The sequence below is a fragment of the Oricola nitratireducens genome, assembly GCF_014904745.1.
Taxonomy (GTDB): Bacteria; Pseudomonadota; Alphaproteobacteria; order Rhizobiales; family Rhizobiaceae; genus Oricola; species Oricola nitratireducens.
Window position 1 is genome coordinate 117,016 of the sequence record NZ_JACZCS010000035.1, and the last position, 13,164, is coordinate 130,179.

A 13,164-nucleotide genomic window follows, 5' to 3' on the forward strand; every position below is an offset into this window, starting at 1 on the left:
GCTTGTCCGAGCGAGACATAACCTAACAGGCGGAACGGTCAACCGGTGAATCCGGTCGACCGGTGTCGGGCGGGATGCTCAATCGTTCATGTGCCGGTACGCGTCGCTCCGCGCGAGAGCGAGGAAAGAGTCGATTTCCCGGCGCCGCCGTTCGCGGGCCTCGCGCTCGTTCGAACCGCGCGCATGTTCGGCGCGATAGTCAATTCCGGGCGTGCGGGTGGCGATCATCAGCGAATTAGCGAAGACGGTAAGCATTCTTTTCTCCAAGTGTCAGATTGCCTCTCCTCAATTTGACTGTTCGCCGGGGAAATGCCAGTCAGGAATAAATATGATATGTAAGTAGGTCTTTCATATGGATTGGCGCGGCATACCTTCGCTCACCAGCCTCAGGGCTTTCTCGGCCGTGGCGGACGCGCTGAATTTCTCGCATGCCGGAAGGGAGCTGAACGTCAGCCATGCGGCGGTCAGCCAGCAGGTCCGGTCGCTGGAAGCGCATCTCGGCGTGTCGCTCGTCATGCGGTACGGGCGCGGCGTGACGCTGACACCGGAAGGCCAGGAATTGGCGCGCAGCCTCGAAAATGCCTTTCAGGGGATCAGGTCGGCCGTGGACGCCCTTGCCGATTCCGGTTCGGTGCGGCCATTGCAGGTGACCATGACGCCCGCCTTCGCGGTTAGCTGGCTCATGCCCCGCATTTCCGATTTCCGCCTGCAGCATCCGGACATCGAACTGATGCTCAATCCGACCGCAGAGGTCGTCGCACTGGCGCCGGGCGGTGTCGACGTCGCGATCCGCTTCGGGGACGGCAAGTGGAAGGGACTCGATGCCGAACCGCTGTTGCCGACCACCTTCGCGATCGTTGCAGCGCGATCGCTGGTCGGCGACCGCGAATTTGTGGATCCGGAGCAACTGATCGACTATCCCTGGCTGCAGGAACTGGGCACCAACGAATTGTCGCTCTGGCTGGAGCGCCAGGGCGTGATTGCGCCGGGAAAGCTCGATATTACCCATTTGCCGGGCTACATGGTTCTGGACGGATTGCGGCGCGGCGATGGCGTCACGGCATCGGCCCGAAAATTCCTCGAAGCCGATATAGCCGCCGGAAACCTGCGTGTCCTGTTCGAGGACGCCAGACCCGGATCGGGCTACTATATCGTCACGCGCCACGGGGCGATGCGGCCGCCGCTCAAGGCGTTCGTTTCATGGCTGCGCCGGCACGCACAGATGCCGGACAACCGCTAGCGCAGGAGATGCCGCGTCAGCCGGGCCTCGAGCCTGTTCCAGACATTGCGCAACGCCTCCACCATGACGAAGTAGAAGACCGCCGCCCAGATATAGGCTTGGAAGTCATAGGTGCGCGAGAAGGCGCGCCGCGTTTCGCCCATCAGGTCGAACACGGTGACGAGGGCCACGATCGCCGATCCCTTGATCATCAGGATGATCTCGTTGCCGTAGGGCCGAAGCGCGACGATCAGCGCTTGCGGCAGGATGACCTTCCAGAAGGTGTGGATGCGATTAAGGCCGAGCGCCTCTGCGCCTTCCCATTGCCCCCTCGGCACGCTCTCGATGGCGCCGCGCAGGATCTCCGCCTGGTAGGCGGCCGTGTTCAGCGAAAAGGCGAACAGCGCGCAATTCCATGCATCGCGGAAAAAGACCCAGAGACCGACGGCTTCCAGCTGCTGCCGGAATGAGCCGAGGCCGTAGTAGATGAGGAAAAGCTGGGCGATCAGCGGCGTGCCGCGGAAAATATAGACATAGGCGAAGGCGAGGCGGTTGATGATGATGTTCTTCGACATGCGCCCGAGGGCGACCGGAAACGATATCACCGCTCCGATGACGATGGAAACGCCGACAAGTGTCAGCGTGACGTAGAGACCCGACAGGAATTTCGGGCCGTAGCGCTCGATCTTGTCGAGGTCCCAGGCGAGATAGAGATAGACGACAAGTCCGGCTGTGGCGGCGATCCAGAACGCCATCAGGAGGTAGCCGGCGATGCGGGACCGTGTCCAGGGCTTCGGCGGTGGCACCGGGGCCGGCTGGGCGGCGACGAGACCTTCGGCGGCACCGTTCATCGCGCCTGCTCCCCGCGTTTGCCATAGGCCTCGATCCTGTTCAGCGCGATTGACGAGATCAGCGCGAGGACGAGATAGAGCAGAAACGCGATGCCGAAGAAGAGAAACGCTTCCTTGGTAACGCGGGCGGCGATCCCGGTCTGGCGCAGAATGTCGGTCAGGCCGATGGCCGAGACGAGGGCCGTGTCTTTCAGCAGGATCATCCAGAGATTGCCGAGGCCCGGCAGCGCGATGCGGATCAACTGCGGCAGGATGATCATGCGCATCACGGTGCCATGGCGCAGGCCGAGCGCGTAGCCGCCCTCGTATTGGCCCTTGGGGATGGCGCGGAACGCGGACAGGAAGACTTCGCTCGCATAGGATGAGAAGACGAGCGCAAGCGAAACGGCGCCGGCGGCAAACGAGTTGATTTCGATGGCGCCATCGAAGCCGATCAGCTTGAGGACAAGCTGGATGCCGATCTGGAGGCCGTAATAGACGATGAAGAGGGTGAGGAGTTCCGGCAGACCGCGGAAGATCGTGGTGTAGATGTCGGCGGCGGTGCGTACGGTCCACTCCTTGCTCTGCTTTCCGAGCGCGATCATGAAGCCGATGAAAAGCCCGAGTGGCAGGGTTGCGAGCGCGAGCGATACCGTTATCAGCACGCCCCAGGCAATTTCGTCACTCCAGCCCTGATCGCCAAAACTGAGTAACGTGAGATATTTCTCCATCCGTCCCGCTTACCCGTTCGCAGTTGGCCCGTTCGGACCGGCATATGCGCCGGACGGTGTGCTCCGTCCGGCGTGTTACTCTGGGGAAATCAGTCGCCGTAAACGTCGACGTCGAAATACTTGTCGTTGATTTCCTTGTAGGTGCCGTTGGCGCGGATCGCGTCGATGGCGGCGTTGAACTTCTCGCGCAGTTCATCCTCGCCCTTGCGCACCGCGATGCCGGCGCCTTGGCCGTTGATTACCGGATCGGGCTTCAGCGTGCCGAGCAGTTTGCAGCATGCGCCGTCGTCCGACTTCAGCCATTCCGACAGCACGATCACGTCGTCGATGACGGCGTCGATGCGGCCGCTGGCGATGTCGAGCTTGTACTCGTCAGGCGTCGGATAGAGCTTCAACTCGGCGGAGGGAAGCTTTTCCTCGGCATAGTTGGAGTGGGTCGTCGAGGACTGGGCGCCGATCGTGCGGCCGGCGAGGCCGGCATCGGTCGCCTCGGTGATGTCGCTGTCCTTCGGGACGGCGATCGCCGGCGGCGTGTTGTAGTACTTGTTCGTGAAGTCGACCTTTTCCTTGCGCTCGTCAGTGATCGACATGGAAGCGATGATGGCGTCGAACTTGCCGGCCAGAAGTGCCGGGATGATGCCGTCCCAGTCCTGAGTCACGAATTCGCAATCGGCCTTCATTTCAGCGCAGAGCGCCTTGGCGATATCGATGTCGAATCCGACGAGAGAGCCGTCGGCCTCGAGATTGTTGAACGGAGGGTATGCGCCTTCGGTACCGATCTTCAGCTTCATCATGTCTTCGGCCTGCGCGGCGCCGATCGTCAGCGCCAGTGTCGCGGCCGCAGCCAGGAATCCTGTGGTGAAACGCATGTCAGTTTCCTCTTTAGGTTACGCTTCTAGTGCAAGGCATTGTCATGCCTGATGGAACGCCCGTGCTCCTCGCAGGGCATGAAATGGAATACTCCCACTGTTTTTGCGCGGATTGCAACCGGAAAAAGTTCCGCAACGAAAGGGTTATTTGCCCCTGGCGACTGGTCGAAACATGCGGACCAGCACTGCGTCGCGGTCGATGAAGTGGTGTTTCAGCGCGCCGAGAATGTGCAACGCAACTAGCGGCAGGAAGGCATGCCCGGCGAGGTCGTGAGCCTCTCCGAATATTTCGGCCAGCGCGCGGTTTGGCTGCATGGGGACCGTCACCGCGCCGAGGCCGAAGAAAGCGATGGGATCGCCTTCAAGCGGCGGGATCGCCAGTCCGGTGACCGAAACGGTCAGGATGCACAGCAGAAAAGCGAGGGTCACAAGGCGCGCGGCGAAGTTGAAGATTGCTGGCTGGTCGGTGATGCGGGGATAGCCCCGCGCGACGCGCCAGCCGGTGCGGAACAGAAAGAGCGGTATTGCGAGGATGCCGATACCGAGATGGATCGCGGCGAACTCGTCTTCGTGGGTGAGGAACAGCGTCACCACGGCCACGGCCGTCAGCCAGTGCAACAGGATCGAGACCGGCGAATATCCGGCAAAGCGATCGCGGGTGTTGAGCGGGGTCCGTTCCAAGTCAGGCCTCGTGCGGCGTAGTCGTCATGCCGCGATACAGTCGCGGCCTGAGATTGGCAATGCCCCGATTATGGCCGGTTGGCCATGCGCACAGCGCCAAGTGTCAGGATGATCGCGATCAGCGCACAGGCGGACAGGAACAGGCAGAGCGGGATCGGGAGGCCTTCCTCGCCGGCGATGATGCCGGCGGCGATCGAGGCGCATGCGCCGACACCCATCTGTATCGCGCCGAGCAGGCCTGACGCGGCGCCCGCCGCATCGGGCTTGAGGCTGATGGCTGCGGCCGTCACGTTGGGAAGCGTCAGGCCGTTGCCGACACCGATCAGCATGACCGGCAGGAAGAAGGCGAGGGGATGCTCCACCCCGGCGGCGAAGAAGGCGATGGTGATGGCGGGACCGGCCAGGGTGACGACCGTCCCTTCGACCATCATGCGCTCGAGACCGCGGCGTTCCGAGAAACGGCCGGTCAGGAAATTGCCGACGGAGTAGCCGAACGCGCAGAAGGCGAAATACAGCCCATAGGCGAACGGTGTAAGGCCGAGATAGACGTTCGAGACCGCCGGTCCGCCGCCCAGAAAACCGAGAAAGGTTGCCGTTGTGAAGCCGGACGCGCAGGCATAGACCCAGAAAAGCGGCAGCCGCGCGAGTTGGCGGTAGCTTTCGACCTGGTTTCGCAACGGCGCGCCGCGAAACCGGTTCGTCTCCGGCAGCGTCACGATGGCGGCGGCGATGGCCGCAACCCCGAACAGGCCGAGCGCGACGAAGGTCATGCGCCAACCCGCGATCTGGTCGATCAGGCCGCCTATCGCCGGGCCGAGCATCGGCGCCACGGCCATGCCCATGACCATGTATCCCATCGCGCTTGCCGCCTTCTCGCGTGGATAGACATCGCGGACGATCGCCCGCGACAGGACCATGCCGCTCGCGGACGCCGCCTGGATGATGCGTCCGGCAAGAAACATTTCGGCTGATTGCGCGATGACGCACATTGCGGTGCCGACGAGAAACAGGACGAGACCGGCATAGATGACCGGCCGACGCCCGAAGAGATCCGACAGCGGGCCGATGACGAGTTGCAGGGCGGCCATCATGAAGAGGTAGAGCGAGAGGCCAAGCTGGATCGTGGCGTAAGGCGCGCCGAGGTCGCGCGCGATACTCGGCATTGACGGAACGAAGAGATTGATCGCAAGCGGGCTGACGGCGGCAAGGAGCACCAGCGTGGCGAGCGCGGGTTTCGGCCCCGTCCAGTCGTGTTCGGCCGGCGTGGCTGCTTGTGCGGTATCGCTGCTCATGATCTGCGCGGTTTCCGGTGTCTGGCCATCTGTTCGCGATAAAGCGTATAGAGCCCGCTCGCAACGATCAGCAACGATCCGGCAATCGCCAATATGTCCGGCCGTTCGCCGAAAACAACCAGGCCGATGACGATGGCAAATACCAGGCGGCTGTAACGGAACGGCGCGATGACCGAGATTTCGCCGGCCCGCAAGGCGATTGTCAGGAGGTGGATCCCGATGATGCCGAAGAACGATGCCGCGAGCACCATTGTCGTTGTGCGCCAAGACATCCACTGCCACGGCGCCGTCGCGCTCTGAAGCGCGACAGCGGCCGCGAACACGACGACATTGGCGCCAAGCGCGATGATCTCGGTCGGCACGGATCGCGCCACGGCGCGCGTGCCGAGGTCACGCATCGCAAGACCGATAACGGCCGCGACGGCGAAGAGGGCGGCGTAGTCGAAACCGGCCACTCCCGGCCGCACGATAAGGAGAACGCCGGCAAAGCCGGCGGCGACAGCGGTCCAACGGCGCCAGCCGACGGTCTCGCGCAGGAAGATTGCGGCGCCGAAGGTGACGGCGAGCGGAGAAGCCTGCAGGATCGCCGAGGCGTTGCTGATCGGCATCAGGGAGAGTGCGGTGACGAAACACAGCGCGCCGGTCGCCTCGCCGAAATGGCGCAGCAGGATTGCCGGCGAAACCAGCGCCTCGCGCGTGATACGCTGCCGCTTGGCTCTTGCGAGAAGGCCGAAATAGACGATCGCGAGCAGGCTCTGAATGCTCAGGATCTGGCCGACGCCGACATTTACCGAAGCCAGCTTGATGAACATGTCATCGAAGGCGAACAGCGCCATCGAGGTCGCCAGGAAGGCGATGGCCCTCAGGTTGGCGGCATCGATGGCGGCGATGTCGAGCAGCAAATCGGTATCGGGCGTTTCGCCGCCGCTGGTGTTCTGCGATGTCATGAAACCGGCCCGCCGGAGGAAGAAGGGGGCCGCGCTAAACGCGGCAACCACCCTTATCGTAAAAGGCGCGCCTGGTCACGCCCCCTGATCGGAGGCGGCGGCCTTAGCGGCCGAAGAGCGAACCGAACATGTTGCGAAGCGTCGCATCGCGCTCGCGTTTGGCACGGGCGATGATCGTTTCGATCTCGCGCGGTTCGAACGTGTTGTCTTTGCGTTTGTTGGCGGACATTGCCGTATTCCCGTCTTTCGTTGTGCGCGGCGCGCGTCATTGCTGCGCTGCACAATGCAGATGGGGTGTCTATGCGCCGATTTCGCGTTCGCAGATATGTTAATTGGGAAGGCCAGCCATGCGCGCGGATGCGAGGTGGTGCTGCGTCAGGTGCCGCGGGCTGGCGGCGGCGAGGCCGCCGAGATGCTGGCTGCGGTCGCTTTGCGGGATACGACGCGTTCGCGATAAAGCGTGTAAAGCCCGGTTGCGACGATGATCGCGGCCCCGGTCAGGGTAAAGGCGTCGGGCCATTCGCCGAAAAACGTCATGCCGAGGATGATCGACCATAACAGGCTGGCGTAGCGGAACGGCGCGACGATGTGGATGTCGCCGCCGCGCAGGGCGAGGACGATGCACTGGTAGCCGATAAAGAGGAAGACGGCGGAGCCGCCCAATGCCGCGATGTCAGTGAAGGACAGCGGCTGCCAGCCGCCGAGGAACGTCATCATGACGAGGCCGCTCACCGAGACGGCGATCGTCGTCAGCAGCGACACGGACAGGGCGGGAATATCGTGCGGCAGCCGGCGCGTGGCCAGATCGCGCATCGCGGCGAAGAAGACCGTGCACAGCGCCGACAGGGAGTAGATGGTGAAGCCTTCGAGGCCCGGCCGGATGATGATCACGACGCCGGCAAAACCGATCAGGATTGCCGAAAGCCGCCGGATCCCGACCGTTTCGCGTAGCACCAGGGCCGCTCCGAGCGTGACGGCCAGCGGCAAGGCCTGCAGAACTGCGGATACATTGGCGAGCGGCATGTGGAACAGTGCAAACAGGAAGAAAACCGTGCCGAGGATTTCGCCCGTGACCCGCAGCGTCATTGCGCCGGTGAGCGCCTTGCGCACCGGCATCGGCGTCCGCGCGAGCCGCATGAAGATGCCAAGGAACACCATCATGATCGCGCCGCGCACGAACATGATCTGACCGGCATTGACCGCGCCGCCGAGCGATTTCACCAGCGCGTCGTTGGTGGTGAAGCCGGCCATCGAAGCCGCCATCAGCAGGGAGGCGCGCAGGTTTGCGGTCATGGTCATGGCGGTGCCGGATACCGGGAGAAAGAGGCGACTCGGATATGCGCCGGTCAGTTCCCGGCGGCGCTGTATACCGTCACCGGATTGGATTCGCCATCGTAAGTCGCATCGACTTCGTACCGGGTCAGCACAAAGGCGCCTTCGCGGAATGTCCAGGTTCCGGACGAAGCCGCGTCCGCCAGTCCGCGCCATTTGGAGAAGCTCGAAATCGTTTGCGTCTCCTGGTCGAAAGCGCCGTCGATCAGGGTCGGGGTGGTGGAGAAGCCCAGGACCGTAAGTTTCTCGACAACGGCATCGTCGCCGTCGGCATATTCGATATCCAGCACCGGCTCGGCGAAATGCAGCGGGACGAGGCCCTCGAATTCCGTTTCCATGAACCAGATCGAGCCGAAATTGTAGGCGCCGTAGAAGCAGGGGAGCTGATGCAGCACGACGGCCCTGTCGGGGCCGTCCTTCTTCTCGTAGTCATAGCGGAAGGTCAGCGTCCAGGAAGCGGCCGCATCCATGTTCTCCTCGACGCGCGCCCACGAGCACAGTTCGCCGGGATAAGTCGCCTTGGCTGCTGCAAGGAGCTCTTGCGGCGTCATGGACGCGTTCTGCGCCTGTGCGCCTGCCGGAACGGCGAGCGCGACGAGAAATATTGCGGCCGAGGCGATGGCGCGGTTCATGGTCCCTCCAGGCTGCGGGCGATGATCCCCGCGAGAGCGTCATATGTTGCGTGCAGACTTTCCGGATAGCGCAGGACCATGACATGAATGACACCGTTGGCGCCGAATTCGTGCCGTTCGTAGAAGATCATGGAGTCCTCGTGACCGGAGAGAACCGCCCAGTCGGCGCCGGAGGCGGCGTATGTGACCTCGCGGCTCTTCGATGTTGCATCGGACCGGGCCTGTTCGATCAGCGTTTCGGGCGTCATGTCCAGCGCGTTGAAGTGACCGAACACCGCCAGTTCAGCGCCGTCCGCCGAACGGAATCTGCGGCCGTCTCCATTGGCCGGAGCGGGATCGATCCGGTCGAAGATGTCGGCGGGAAACGAAATCCGCGTGCCGAAGCGGCTGTTCTCATAGGTAAGCGTGTCGGCAAAGGCCGCACCGGCGACTATCAGAGCAAGGAAGATGGACAAAAGCGCCCGGGCCAAATCAGCCGCCCGTGACGCTCATGTGACGCGAGACAGACGGGCGCCTGGTACGCCGGTCGATGATGAAGTCGTGGCCCTTCGGCTTGCGGCCGATCGCCTCGTCGATTGCGACCGAAACCAGTTCGTTGCCTTCGGACGCGCGCAGCGGTCCGCGCAGGTCTGCCGCATCGTCCTGACCGAGGCACATGTAGAGCGTGCCGGTGCAGGTGAGGCGAACGCGGTTGCAGCTTTCGCAGAAATTGTGCGTCATCGGCGTGATGAAACCGAGGCGGCCGCCGGTTTCCTTCACCTCGACATAGCGCGCCGGACCGCCGGTCTTGTAGGGGATATCTTCAAGCGTGAACTGCTTCGAGAGGTTCGCGCGCAACATCGACAGCGGCAGGTAGCGGTCGGTGCGGTCTTCCTCGATCTCGCCCATCGGCATCGTCTCGATCACGGTCATGTCCATGCCCTGGCCGTGTGCCCAGCGCAGCATTTCGGGGAGTTCCGCGTCGTTGAAGTCCTTCAGCGCGACGGCGTTGATCTTGATCTTCAAGCCGGCGTCCTGCGCGGCCTTGATGCCGTCGAGCACGCGGGCAAGATCGCCCCAGCGGGTGATCTCGCGGAACTTGCCGGCGTCGAGTGTATCGAGCGACACATTGATCCGGCGCACGCCGTGGTTGGCAAGGTCGCGGGCGTATTTGGTCAGCTGCGAGCCGTTGGTGGTCAGCGTCAGCTCTTCCAGCACGCCTGTCTTCAAGTGGCGGCCGAGCTGTTCGACCAGATGCATGATGTTCTTGCGCACCAGCGGTTCGCCGCCGGTCAGGCGCAATTTCCTTACACCCTTGTCGATGAAGATAGTGCACAGCCGGTCGAGCTCTTCCAGCGTCAGAAGCTCCTTCTTCGGCAGGAAGGTCATGTGTTCCGACATGCAATAGGTGCAGCGGAAGTCGCAGCGGTCCGTCACGGAAACCCGCAGATAGGTGATATCCCTCCCGAAGGGATCGGTCATGGTCTGTCCGTTGGACAGGGCGATTTCGTCTGTCATGGCGCGATCACGCTTTTTGTTGTCTGCTGCGTATGTTGATGCCATAGCCGTTCGCGTCAAGTCATCACATGTCATCAATTGAACCAAACGGATACCCTGACATGGCTGAAACAGCAGTCTGGCCGACCGAATTGCGGGTTTCCAAGGACCGCAAGAGCCTCACCGTTGCATTCAATTCGGGCGAGACTTTTGCGCTCGAAGCCGAAATGCTGCGCGTCATGTCGCCATCGGCGGAGGTGCAGGGGCATTCGCCCGACCAGCGGGTAACAGTCGGGGGAAAAAGCGATGTCGCGATCCTGGAGATGAAACCGGTCGGCAATTATGCGGTCCGCATCGTCTTCGACGACATGCACGATACCGGGATCTTCACTTGGAGCTATCTGCATACGCTCGGCAGCAGGAAGGACGCCCTGTGGGCGGTCTATCTGGAGGAACTGAAGGAAAAGGGGCTCAGCCGATGAGTCAATTCGCGCCCGTTACGTCACTTGAAGAGCTTGCGGACCTCTACGGCGAGCCCGGCGAGGCGTCGCTGCTGAAGGTGGCGAAGCGGATCACGCCGGAATACCGGCGCTTCCTTGAGGCATCGTCGTTCTTTTCGCTGGCGACGGCCGGCCCGGAAGGTCTCGATTGCTCGCCGCGTGGCGAACTCGGCGGGGCGTTCCGCATTCTCGATGACAAGACGCTGGCGATCCCGGACCGGCGCGGCAACAACCGCATGGACAGCCTGCGCAACATCGTGCGCGATCCGCGCGTGGCGCTGCTGTTCCTCATTCCGGGCTCGATGACGACGATCCGCATGAACGGATCGGCCATCGTCACCGTCGATCCCGATCTGCTGGCGAGCTTCGAGCGCGACGGCAAGACGCCACGTTCCGCAGTCGTCGTCACGGTCGACGAGATCTACACTCAATGCGGGCGTGCCGTCCTGCGGGCGAAACTGTGGGATCCGGCCCATCACGTCGATCCGGCCGCGATCCCGACGGCGGGCGACATCCTGAAGGAACAGTCGCGCGGCGACTTCGACTCCGCGACCTATGACGCGGAATGGGCCAGCCGCGCCGCTAAGACGATGTGGTAACGGCTGTCAGCCCTTCTTTTCGTTGGGCATGTCGACGGGCAGGCCGGCCTTTTTCCAGGCGCCGAAACCGCCCTCGATATGCTTGACCGGTTCGAGGCCCATGTCCTGCACCGTCTTGGTCGCGAGCGCCGATCGCCAGCCGGCGGCGCAGAAGAAGATGAAGGTCTTTCCGGACGCAAATATCTCCTTGTGATACGGGCTTTCCGGATCGACCCAGAACTCCAGCATGCCGCGCGGGGCGTGGATGGCGCCGGGTACGCGGCCTTCGCGCTTCAGTTCACGGATATCCCGGATATCGACGAGGACGACATCATCGCCCTCGGCGAGGTTCGCCGCCTCGGCCGGAGACAGCGCTTCGATTTCCGCATTGGCCGCTTCCAGGAGTGCCTTGTAGCCGCGTTTCATGGGTCCTCCGGGGACATCAGCCCAGGTTCAGTTCCTTGAAGAAGTCGTTGCCCTTGTCGTCGATCACGATGAAGGCCGGGAAATCCTCGACCTCGATCCTCCAGATCGCTTCCATGCCGAGTTCCGGATATTCGACGACCTCGACCTTCTTGATGCAATCCTGGGCGAGGCGGGCGGCCGGGCCGCCGATGGAGCCGAGATAGAAGCCGCCGTGGCGGCCACAGGCCTCGCGCACCACACGTGAGCGGTTGCCCTTGGCGAGCATCACCATCGATCCGCCGAAGGACTGGAACTGGTCGACATAGGAATCCATGCGGCCGGCGGTCGTCGGGCCGAAGGAGCCCGAGGCATAGCCCTCCGGCGTCTTGGCCGGGCCGGCGTAATAGATCGGATGGTTCTTGAAATAGTCCGGCATCGGCTCGCCGGCCTCGAGCCGCGCGCGGATCTTCGAGTGGGCGAGATCGCGCGCCACGATGATCGGGCCGCTGAGCGAAAGGCGAGTCTTCACCGGGTGTTGCGACAACTCGTTGAGAATCTGAATCATCGGCTGGTTGAGGTCGATCCTGACCACGTGCTCGGAGAGCTTCTCCTCGTCGATCTCCGGCATGTATTTCGAGGGATCGGTTTCCAGTTGTTCGATGAAAATGCCGTCGCGGGTGATCTTGCCGAGCGCCTGGCGGTCGGCGGAACATGACACGCCGATGCCGATCGGTAGCGATGCACCGTGGCGGGGCAGGCGGATCACGCGCACGTCATGGCAGAAATACTTGCCGCCGAACTGCGCGCCGACGCCGGTTGCCTGCGTCGCCTTGTGAATTTCGGCCTCCATCGCAAGATCGCGGAAGGCGTGACCGTCTTCCGAGCCTTGGGTCGGCAGCGTATCGAGATAGCGCGTCGAGGCGAGCTTGACCGTCTTCAGATTCATTTCCGCCGAGGTGCCGCCGATGACGATGGCGAGGTGGTAGGGCGGGCAGGCCGCGGTCCCGAGCGTAAGGATCTTTTCCTTCAGGAACTCGATCATGCGGTCATGCGTCAGAAGCGACGGCGTGCCCTGGTAAAGGAAGGTCTTGTTGGCCGAGCCGCCGCCCTTGGCGACGAACAGGAACTTGTAGGCGTCCTCGCCTTCCTCGTAGATGTCGATCTGGGCGGGAAGGTTGTTTTTGGTGTTCTTCTCCTCGAACATCGACAGCGGCGCCAGTTGCGAATAGCGCAGGTTCTTCCTTGTGTAGGCGTCGAGCACACCGGCGCCGAGCGAATCCTCGTCGCCGCCGTCAGTCCACACGCGGCGGCCCTTCTTGCCCATCACGATTGCCGTGCCGGTGTCCTGGCACATGGGCAGCACGCCGCCGGCGGCGATATTGGCGTTCTTGAGGAGATCGTAGGCGACGAAACGGTCGTTCTCTGTCGCCTCCGGATCATCGAGAATGGAGGCGAGCTGCTTCAGGTGGCCGGGACGCAGCAGGTGGTTGATGTCACCGAAGGCCGTTTCGGAGAGAAGCCGCAGCCCTTCCTGTTCGACGACAAGGACGTCCTCGCCGCGGAACGTGTCGACGGAGACATGATCGCTCGTCAGCCTGCGCCAGGGCGTTTCTGCTTCGCCAAGCGGAAAAAGTTGGTTGCGGCCGTCTGCCATGTTCGCTTCCTTGCCTGA

17 protein-coding genes are annotated in these 13,164 nt (G+C 62.8%); 3 read left to right on the plus strand and 14 right to left on the minus strand.

Translation table 11 applies throughout. The features are described 5' to 3' along the window. Positions 1-78 precede the first annotated feature (78 nt). Positions 79-255 carry a hypothetical protein gene (locus IG169_RS17255; protein ID WP_193177474.1) on the minus strand — a complete coding sequence of 59 codons (177 nt, stop codon included), beginning with the start codon at positions 253-255 and terminating at the stop codon, positions 79-81. Positions 256-352: 97 nt separating this feature from the next. Here IG169_RS17255 and IG169_RS17260 point away from each other — a divergent pair, with 97 nt between their 5' ends. Continuing rightward, a complete protein-coding gene (locus IG169_RS17260) occupies positions 353-1,240 on the plus strand; it encodes a LysR family transcriptional regulator (RefSeq protein WP_193177475.1) in 888 nt (295 codons plus the stop codon). Here the strand turns inward: IG169_RS17260 and IG169_RS17265 are convergent. The 11 genes from IG169_RS17265 to moaA form a co-directional block, all read right to left on the minus strand. Further along, positions 1,237-2,070 carry an ABC transporter permease gene (locus IG169_RS17265; RefSeq protein WP_193177476.1) on the minus strand — a complete coding sequence of 278 codons (834 nt, stop codon included), beginning with the start codon at positions 2,068-2,070 and terminating at the stop codon, positions 1,237-1,239. The genes IG169_RS17260 and IG169_RS17265 overlap by 4 nt on opposite strands. Then, a complete protein-coding gene (locus IG169_RS17270; protein ID WP_193177477.1) occupies positions 2,067-2,780 on the minus strand; it encodes an ABC transporter permease in 714 nt (237 codons plus the stop codon). The genes IG169_RS17265 and IG169_RS17270 overlap by 4 nt, the downstream gene beginning before the upstream one ends. Before the next feature lie 89 nt (positions 2,781-2,869). Further along, the gene (locus tag IG169_RS17275; protein WP_193177478.1) at positions 2,870-3,649 is read right to left on the minus strand and encodes an ABC transporter substrate-binding protein; all 780 of its coding nucleotides are present in this window, start codon (positions 3,647-3,649) and stop codon (positions 2,870-2,872) included. A 144-nt stretch (positions 3,650-3,793) separates the two neighbouring features. Then, positions 3,794-4,330, minus strand: a complete 537-nt coding sequence (locus IG169_RS17280; RefSeq protein WP_193177479.1) for a cytochrome b — start codon at positions 4,328-4,330, stop codon at positions 3,794-3,796. Between the two features lie 68 nt (positions 4,331-4,398). Then, positions 4,399-5,622: a multidrug effflux MFS transporter gene (locus tag IG169_RS17285; protein WP_193177480.1), complete on the minus strand. Its 1,224-nt coding sequence runs from the start codon at positions 5,620-5,622 to the stop codon at positions 4,399-4,401. Next, positions 5,619-6,569 carry a DMT family transporter gene (locus IG169_RS17290; protein ID WP_193177481.1) on the minus strand — a complete coding sequence of 317 codons (951 nt, stop codon included), beginning with the start codon at positions 6,567-6,569 and terminating at the stop codon, positions 5,619-5,621. The genes IG169_RS17285 and IG169_RS17290 overlap by 4 nt, the downstream gene beginning before the upstream one ends. Before the next feature lie 103 nt (positions 6,570-6,672). Further along, entirely contained in the window at positions 6,673-6,798 is a 126-nt protein-coding gene (locus IG169_RS24260; RefSeq protein ID WP_281435943.1) for a hypothetical protein, read from the minus strand. A 146-nt stretch (positions 6,799-6,944) separates the two neighbouring features. Beyond that, complete coding sequence (locus IG169_RS17295; RefSeq protein WP_193177482.1) at positions 6,945-7,868, minus strand: DMT family transporter; 924 nt, start codon at positions 7,866-7,868, stop codon at positions 6,945-6,947. A gap of 47 nt (positions 7,869-7,915) precedes the next feature. Beyond that, positions 7,916-8,533, minus strand: coding sequence for a DUF1176 domain-containing protein (locus IG169_RS17300; RefSeq protein ID WP_193177483.1), 618 nt, complete (start codon positions 8,531-8,533; stop codon positions 7,916-7,918). Further along, positions 8,530-8,988 (minus strand): hypothetical protein, encoded by a 459-nt coding sequence (locus tag IG169_RS17305; RefSeq protein WP_193177484.1) that lies wholly within the window; start codon positions 8,986-8,988, stop codon positions 8,530-8,532. The genes IG169_RS17300 and IG169_RS17305 overlap by 4 nt, the downstream gene beginning before the upstream one ends. Positions 8,989-9,004: 16 nt before the next feature. Beyond that, positions 9,005-10,030: a GTP 3',8-cyclase MoaA gene (moaA, locus tag IG169_RS17310; RefSeq protein ID WP_193177485.1), complete on the minus strand. Its 1,026-nt coding sequence runs from the start codon at positions 10,028-10,030 to the stop codon at positions 9,005-9,007. Positions 10,031-10,131: 101 nt separating this feature from the next. On the opposite strand from moaA, the gene IG169_RS17315 reads away from it, so the two are divergent. Next, positions 10,132-10,491 carry a gamma-butyrobetaine hydroxylase family protein gene (locus IG169_RS17315; RefSeq protein WP_193177486.1) on the plus strand — a complete coding sequence of 120 codons (360 nt, stop codon included), beginning with the start codon at positions 10,132-10,134 and terminating at the stop codon, positions 10,489-10,491. Continuing rightward, positions 10,488-11,108: a pyridoxamine 5'-phosphate oxidase family protein gene (locus tag IG169_RS17320; RefSeq protein ID WP_193177487.1), complete on the plus strand. Its 621-nt coding sequence runs from the start codon at positions 10,488-10,490 to the stop codon at positions 11,106-11,108. Before IG169_RS17315 ends, IG169_RS17320 begins: the two co-directional genes overlap by 4 nt. Positions 11,109-11,114: 6 nt before the next feature. Here IG169_RS17320 and IG169_RS17325 read toward each other — a convergent pair whose 3' ends face one another. Both IG169_RS17325 and IG169_RS17330 read right to left on the minus strand, forming a co-directional pair. Beyond that, positions 11,115-11,513, minus strand: a complete 399-nt coding sequence (locus tag IG169_RS17325; RefSeq protein WP_193177488.1) for a rhodanese-like domain-containing protein — start codon at positions 11,511-11,513, stop codon at positions 11,115-11,117. 16 nt (positions 11,514-11,529) lie between these two features. Beyond that, positions 11,530-13,146, minus strand: coding sequence for a fumarate hydratase (locus tag IG169_RS17330; RefSeq protein ID WP_193177489.1), 1,617 nt, complete (start codon positions 13,144-13,146; stop codon positions 11,530-11,532). Positions 13,147-13,164: the final 18 nt, after the last annotated feature.

Coding starts and splice junctions, on each gene's coding strand:
- IG169_RS17255 (WP_193177474.1), bottom strand. CDS start 255: ATGCTTACCGTCTTCGCTAATTCGCTGATGATCGCCACCCGCACGCCC.
- IG169_RS17260 (WP_193177475.1), top strand. CDS start 353: ATGGATTGGCGCGGCATACCTTCGCTCACCAGCCTCAGGGCTTTCTCG.
- IG169_RS17265 (WP_193177476.1), bottom strand. CDS start 2,070: ATGAACGGTGCCGCCGAAGGTCTCGTCGCCGCCCAGCCGGCCCCGGTG.
- IG169_RS17270 (WP_193177477.1), bottom strand. CDS start 2,780: ATGGAGAAATATCTCACGTTACTCAGTTTTGGCGATCAGGGCTGGAGT.
- IG169_RS17275 (WP_193177478.1), bottom strand. CDS start 3,649: ATGCGTTTCACCACAGGATTCCTGGCTGCGGCCGCGACACTGGCGCTG.
- IG169_RS17285 (WP_193177480.1), bottom strand. CDS start 5,622: ATGAGCAGCGATACCGCACAAGCAGCCACGCCGGCCGAACACGACTGG.
- IG169_RS17290 (WP_193177481.1), bottom strand. CDS start 6,569: ATGACATCGCAGAACACCAGCGGCGGCGAAACGCCCGATACCGATTTG.
- IG169_RS24260 (WP_281435943.1), bottom strand. CDS start 6,798: ATGTCCGCCAACAAACGCAAAGACAACACGTTCGAACCGCGCGAGATC.
- IG169_RS17295 (WP_193177482.1), bottom strand. CDS start 7,868: ATGACCATGACCGCAAACCTGCGCGCCTCCCTGCTGATGGCGGCTTCG.
- IG169_RS17300 (WP_193177483.1), bottom strand. CDS start 8,533: ATGAACCGCGCCATCGCCTCGGCCGCAATATTTCTCGTCGCGCTCGCC.
- moaA (WP_193177485.1), bottom strand. CDS start 10,030: ATGACAGACGAAATCGCCCTGTCCAACGGACAGACCATGACCGATCCC.
- IG169_RS17315 (WP_193177486.1), top strand. CDS start 10,132: ATGGCTGAAACAGCAGTCTGGCCGACCGAATTGCGGGTTTCCAAGGAC.
- IG169_RS17320 (WP_193177487.1), top strand. CDS start 10,488: ATGAGTCAATTCGCGCCCGTTACGTCACTTGAAGAGCTTGCGGACCTC.
- IG169_RS17325 (WP_193177488.1), bottom strand. CDS start 11,513: ATGAAACGCGGCTACAAGGCACTCCTGGAAGCGGCCAATGCGGAAATC.
- IG169_RS17330 (WP_193177489.1), bottom strand. CDS start 13,146: ATGGCAGACGGCCGCAACCAACTTTTTCCGCTTGGCGAAGCAGAAACG.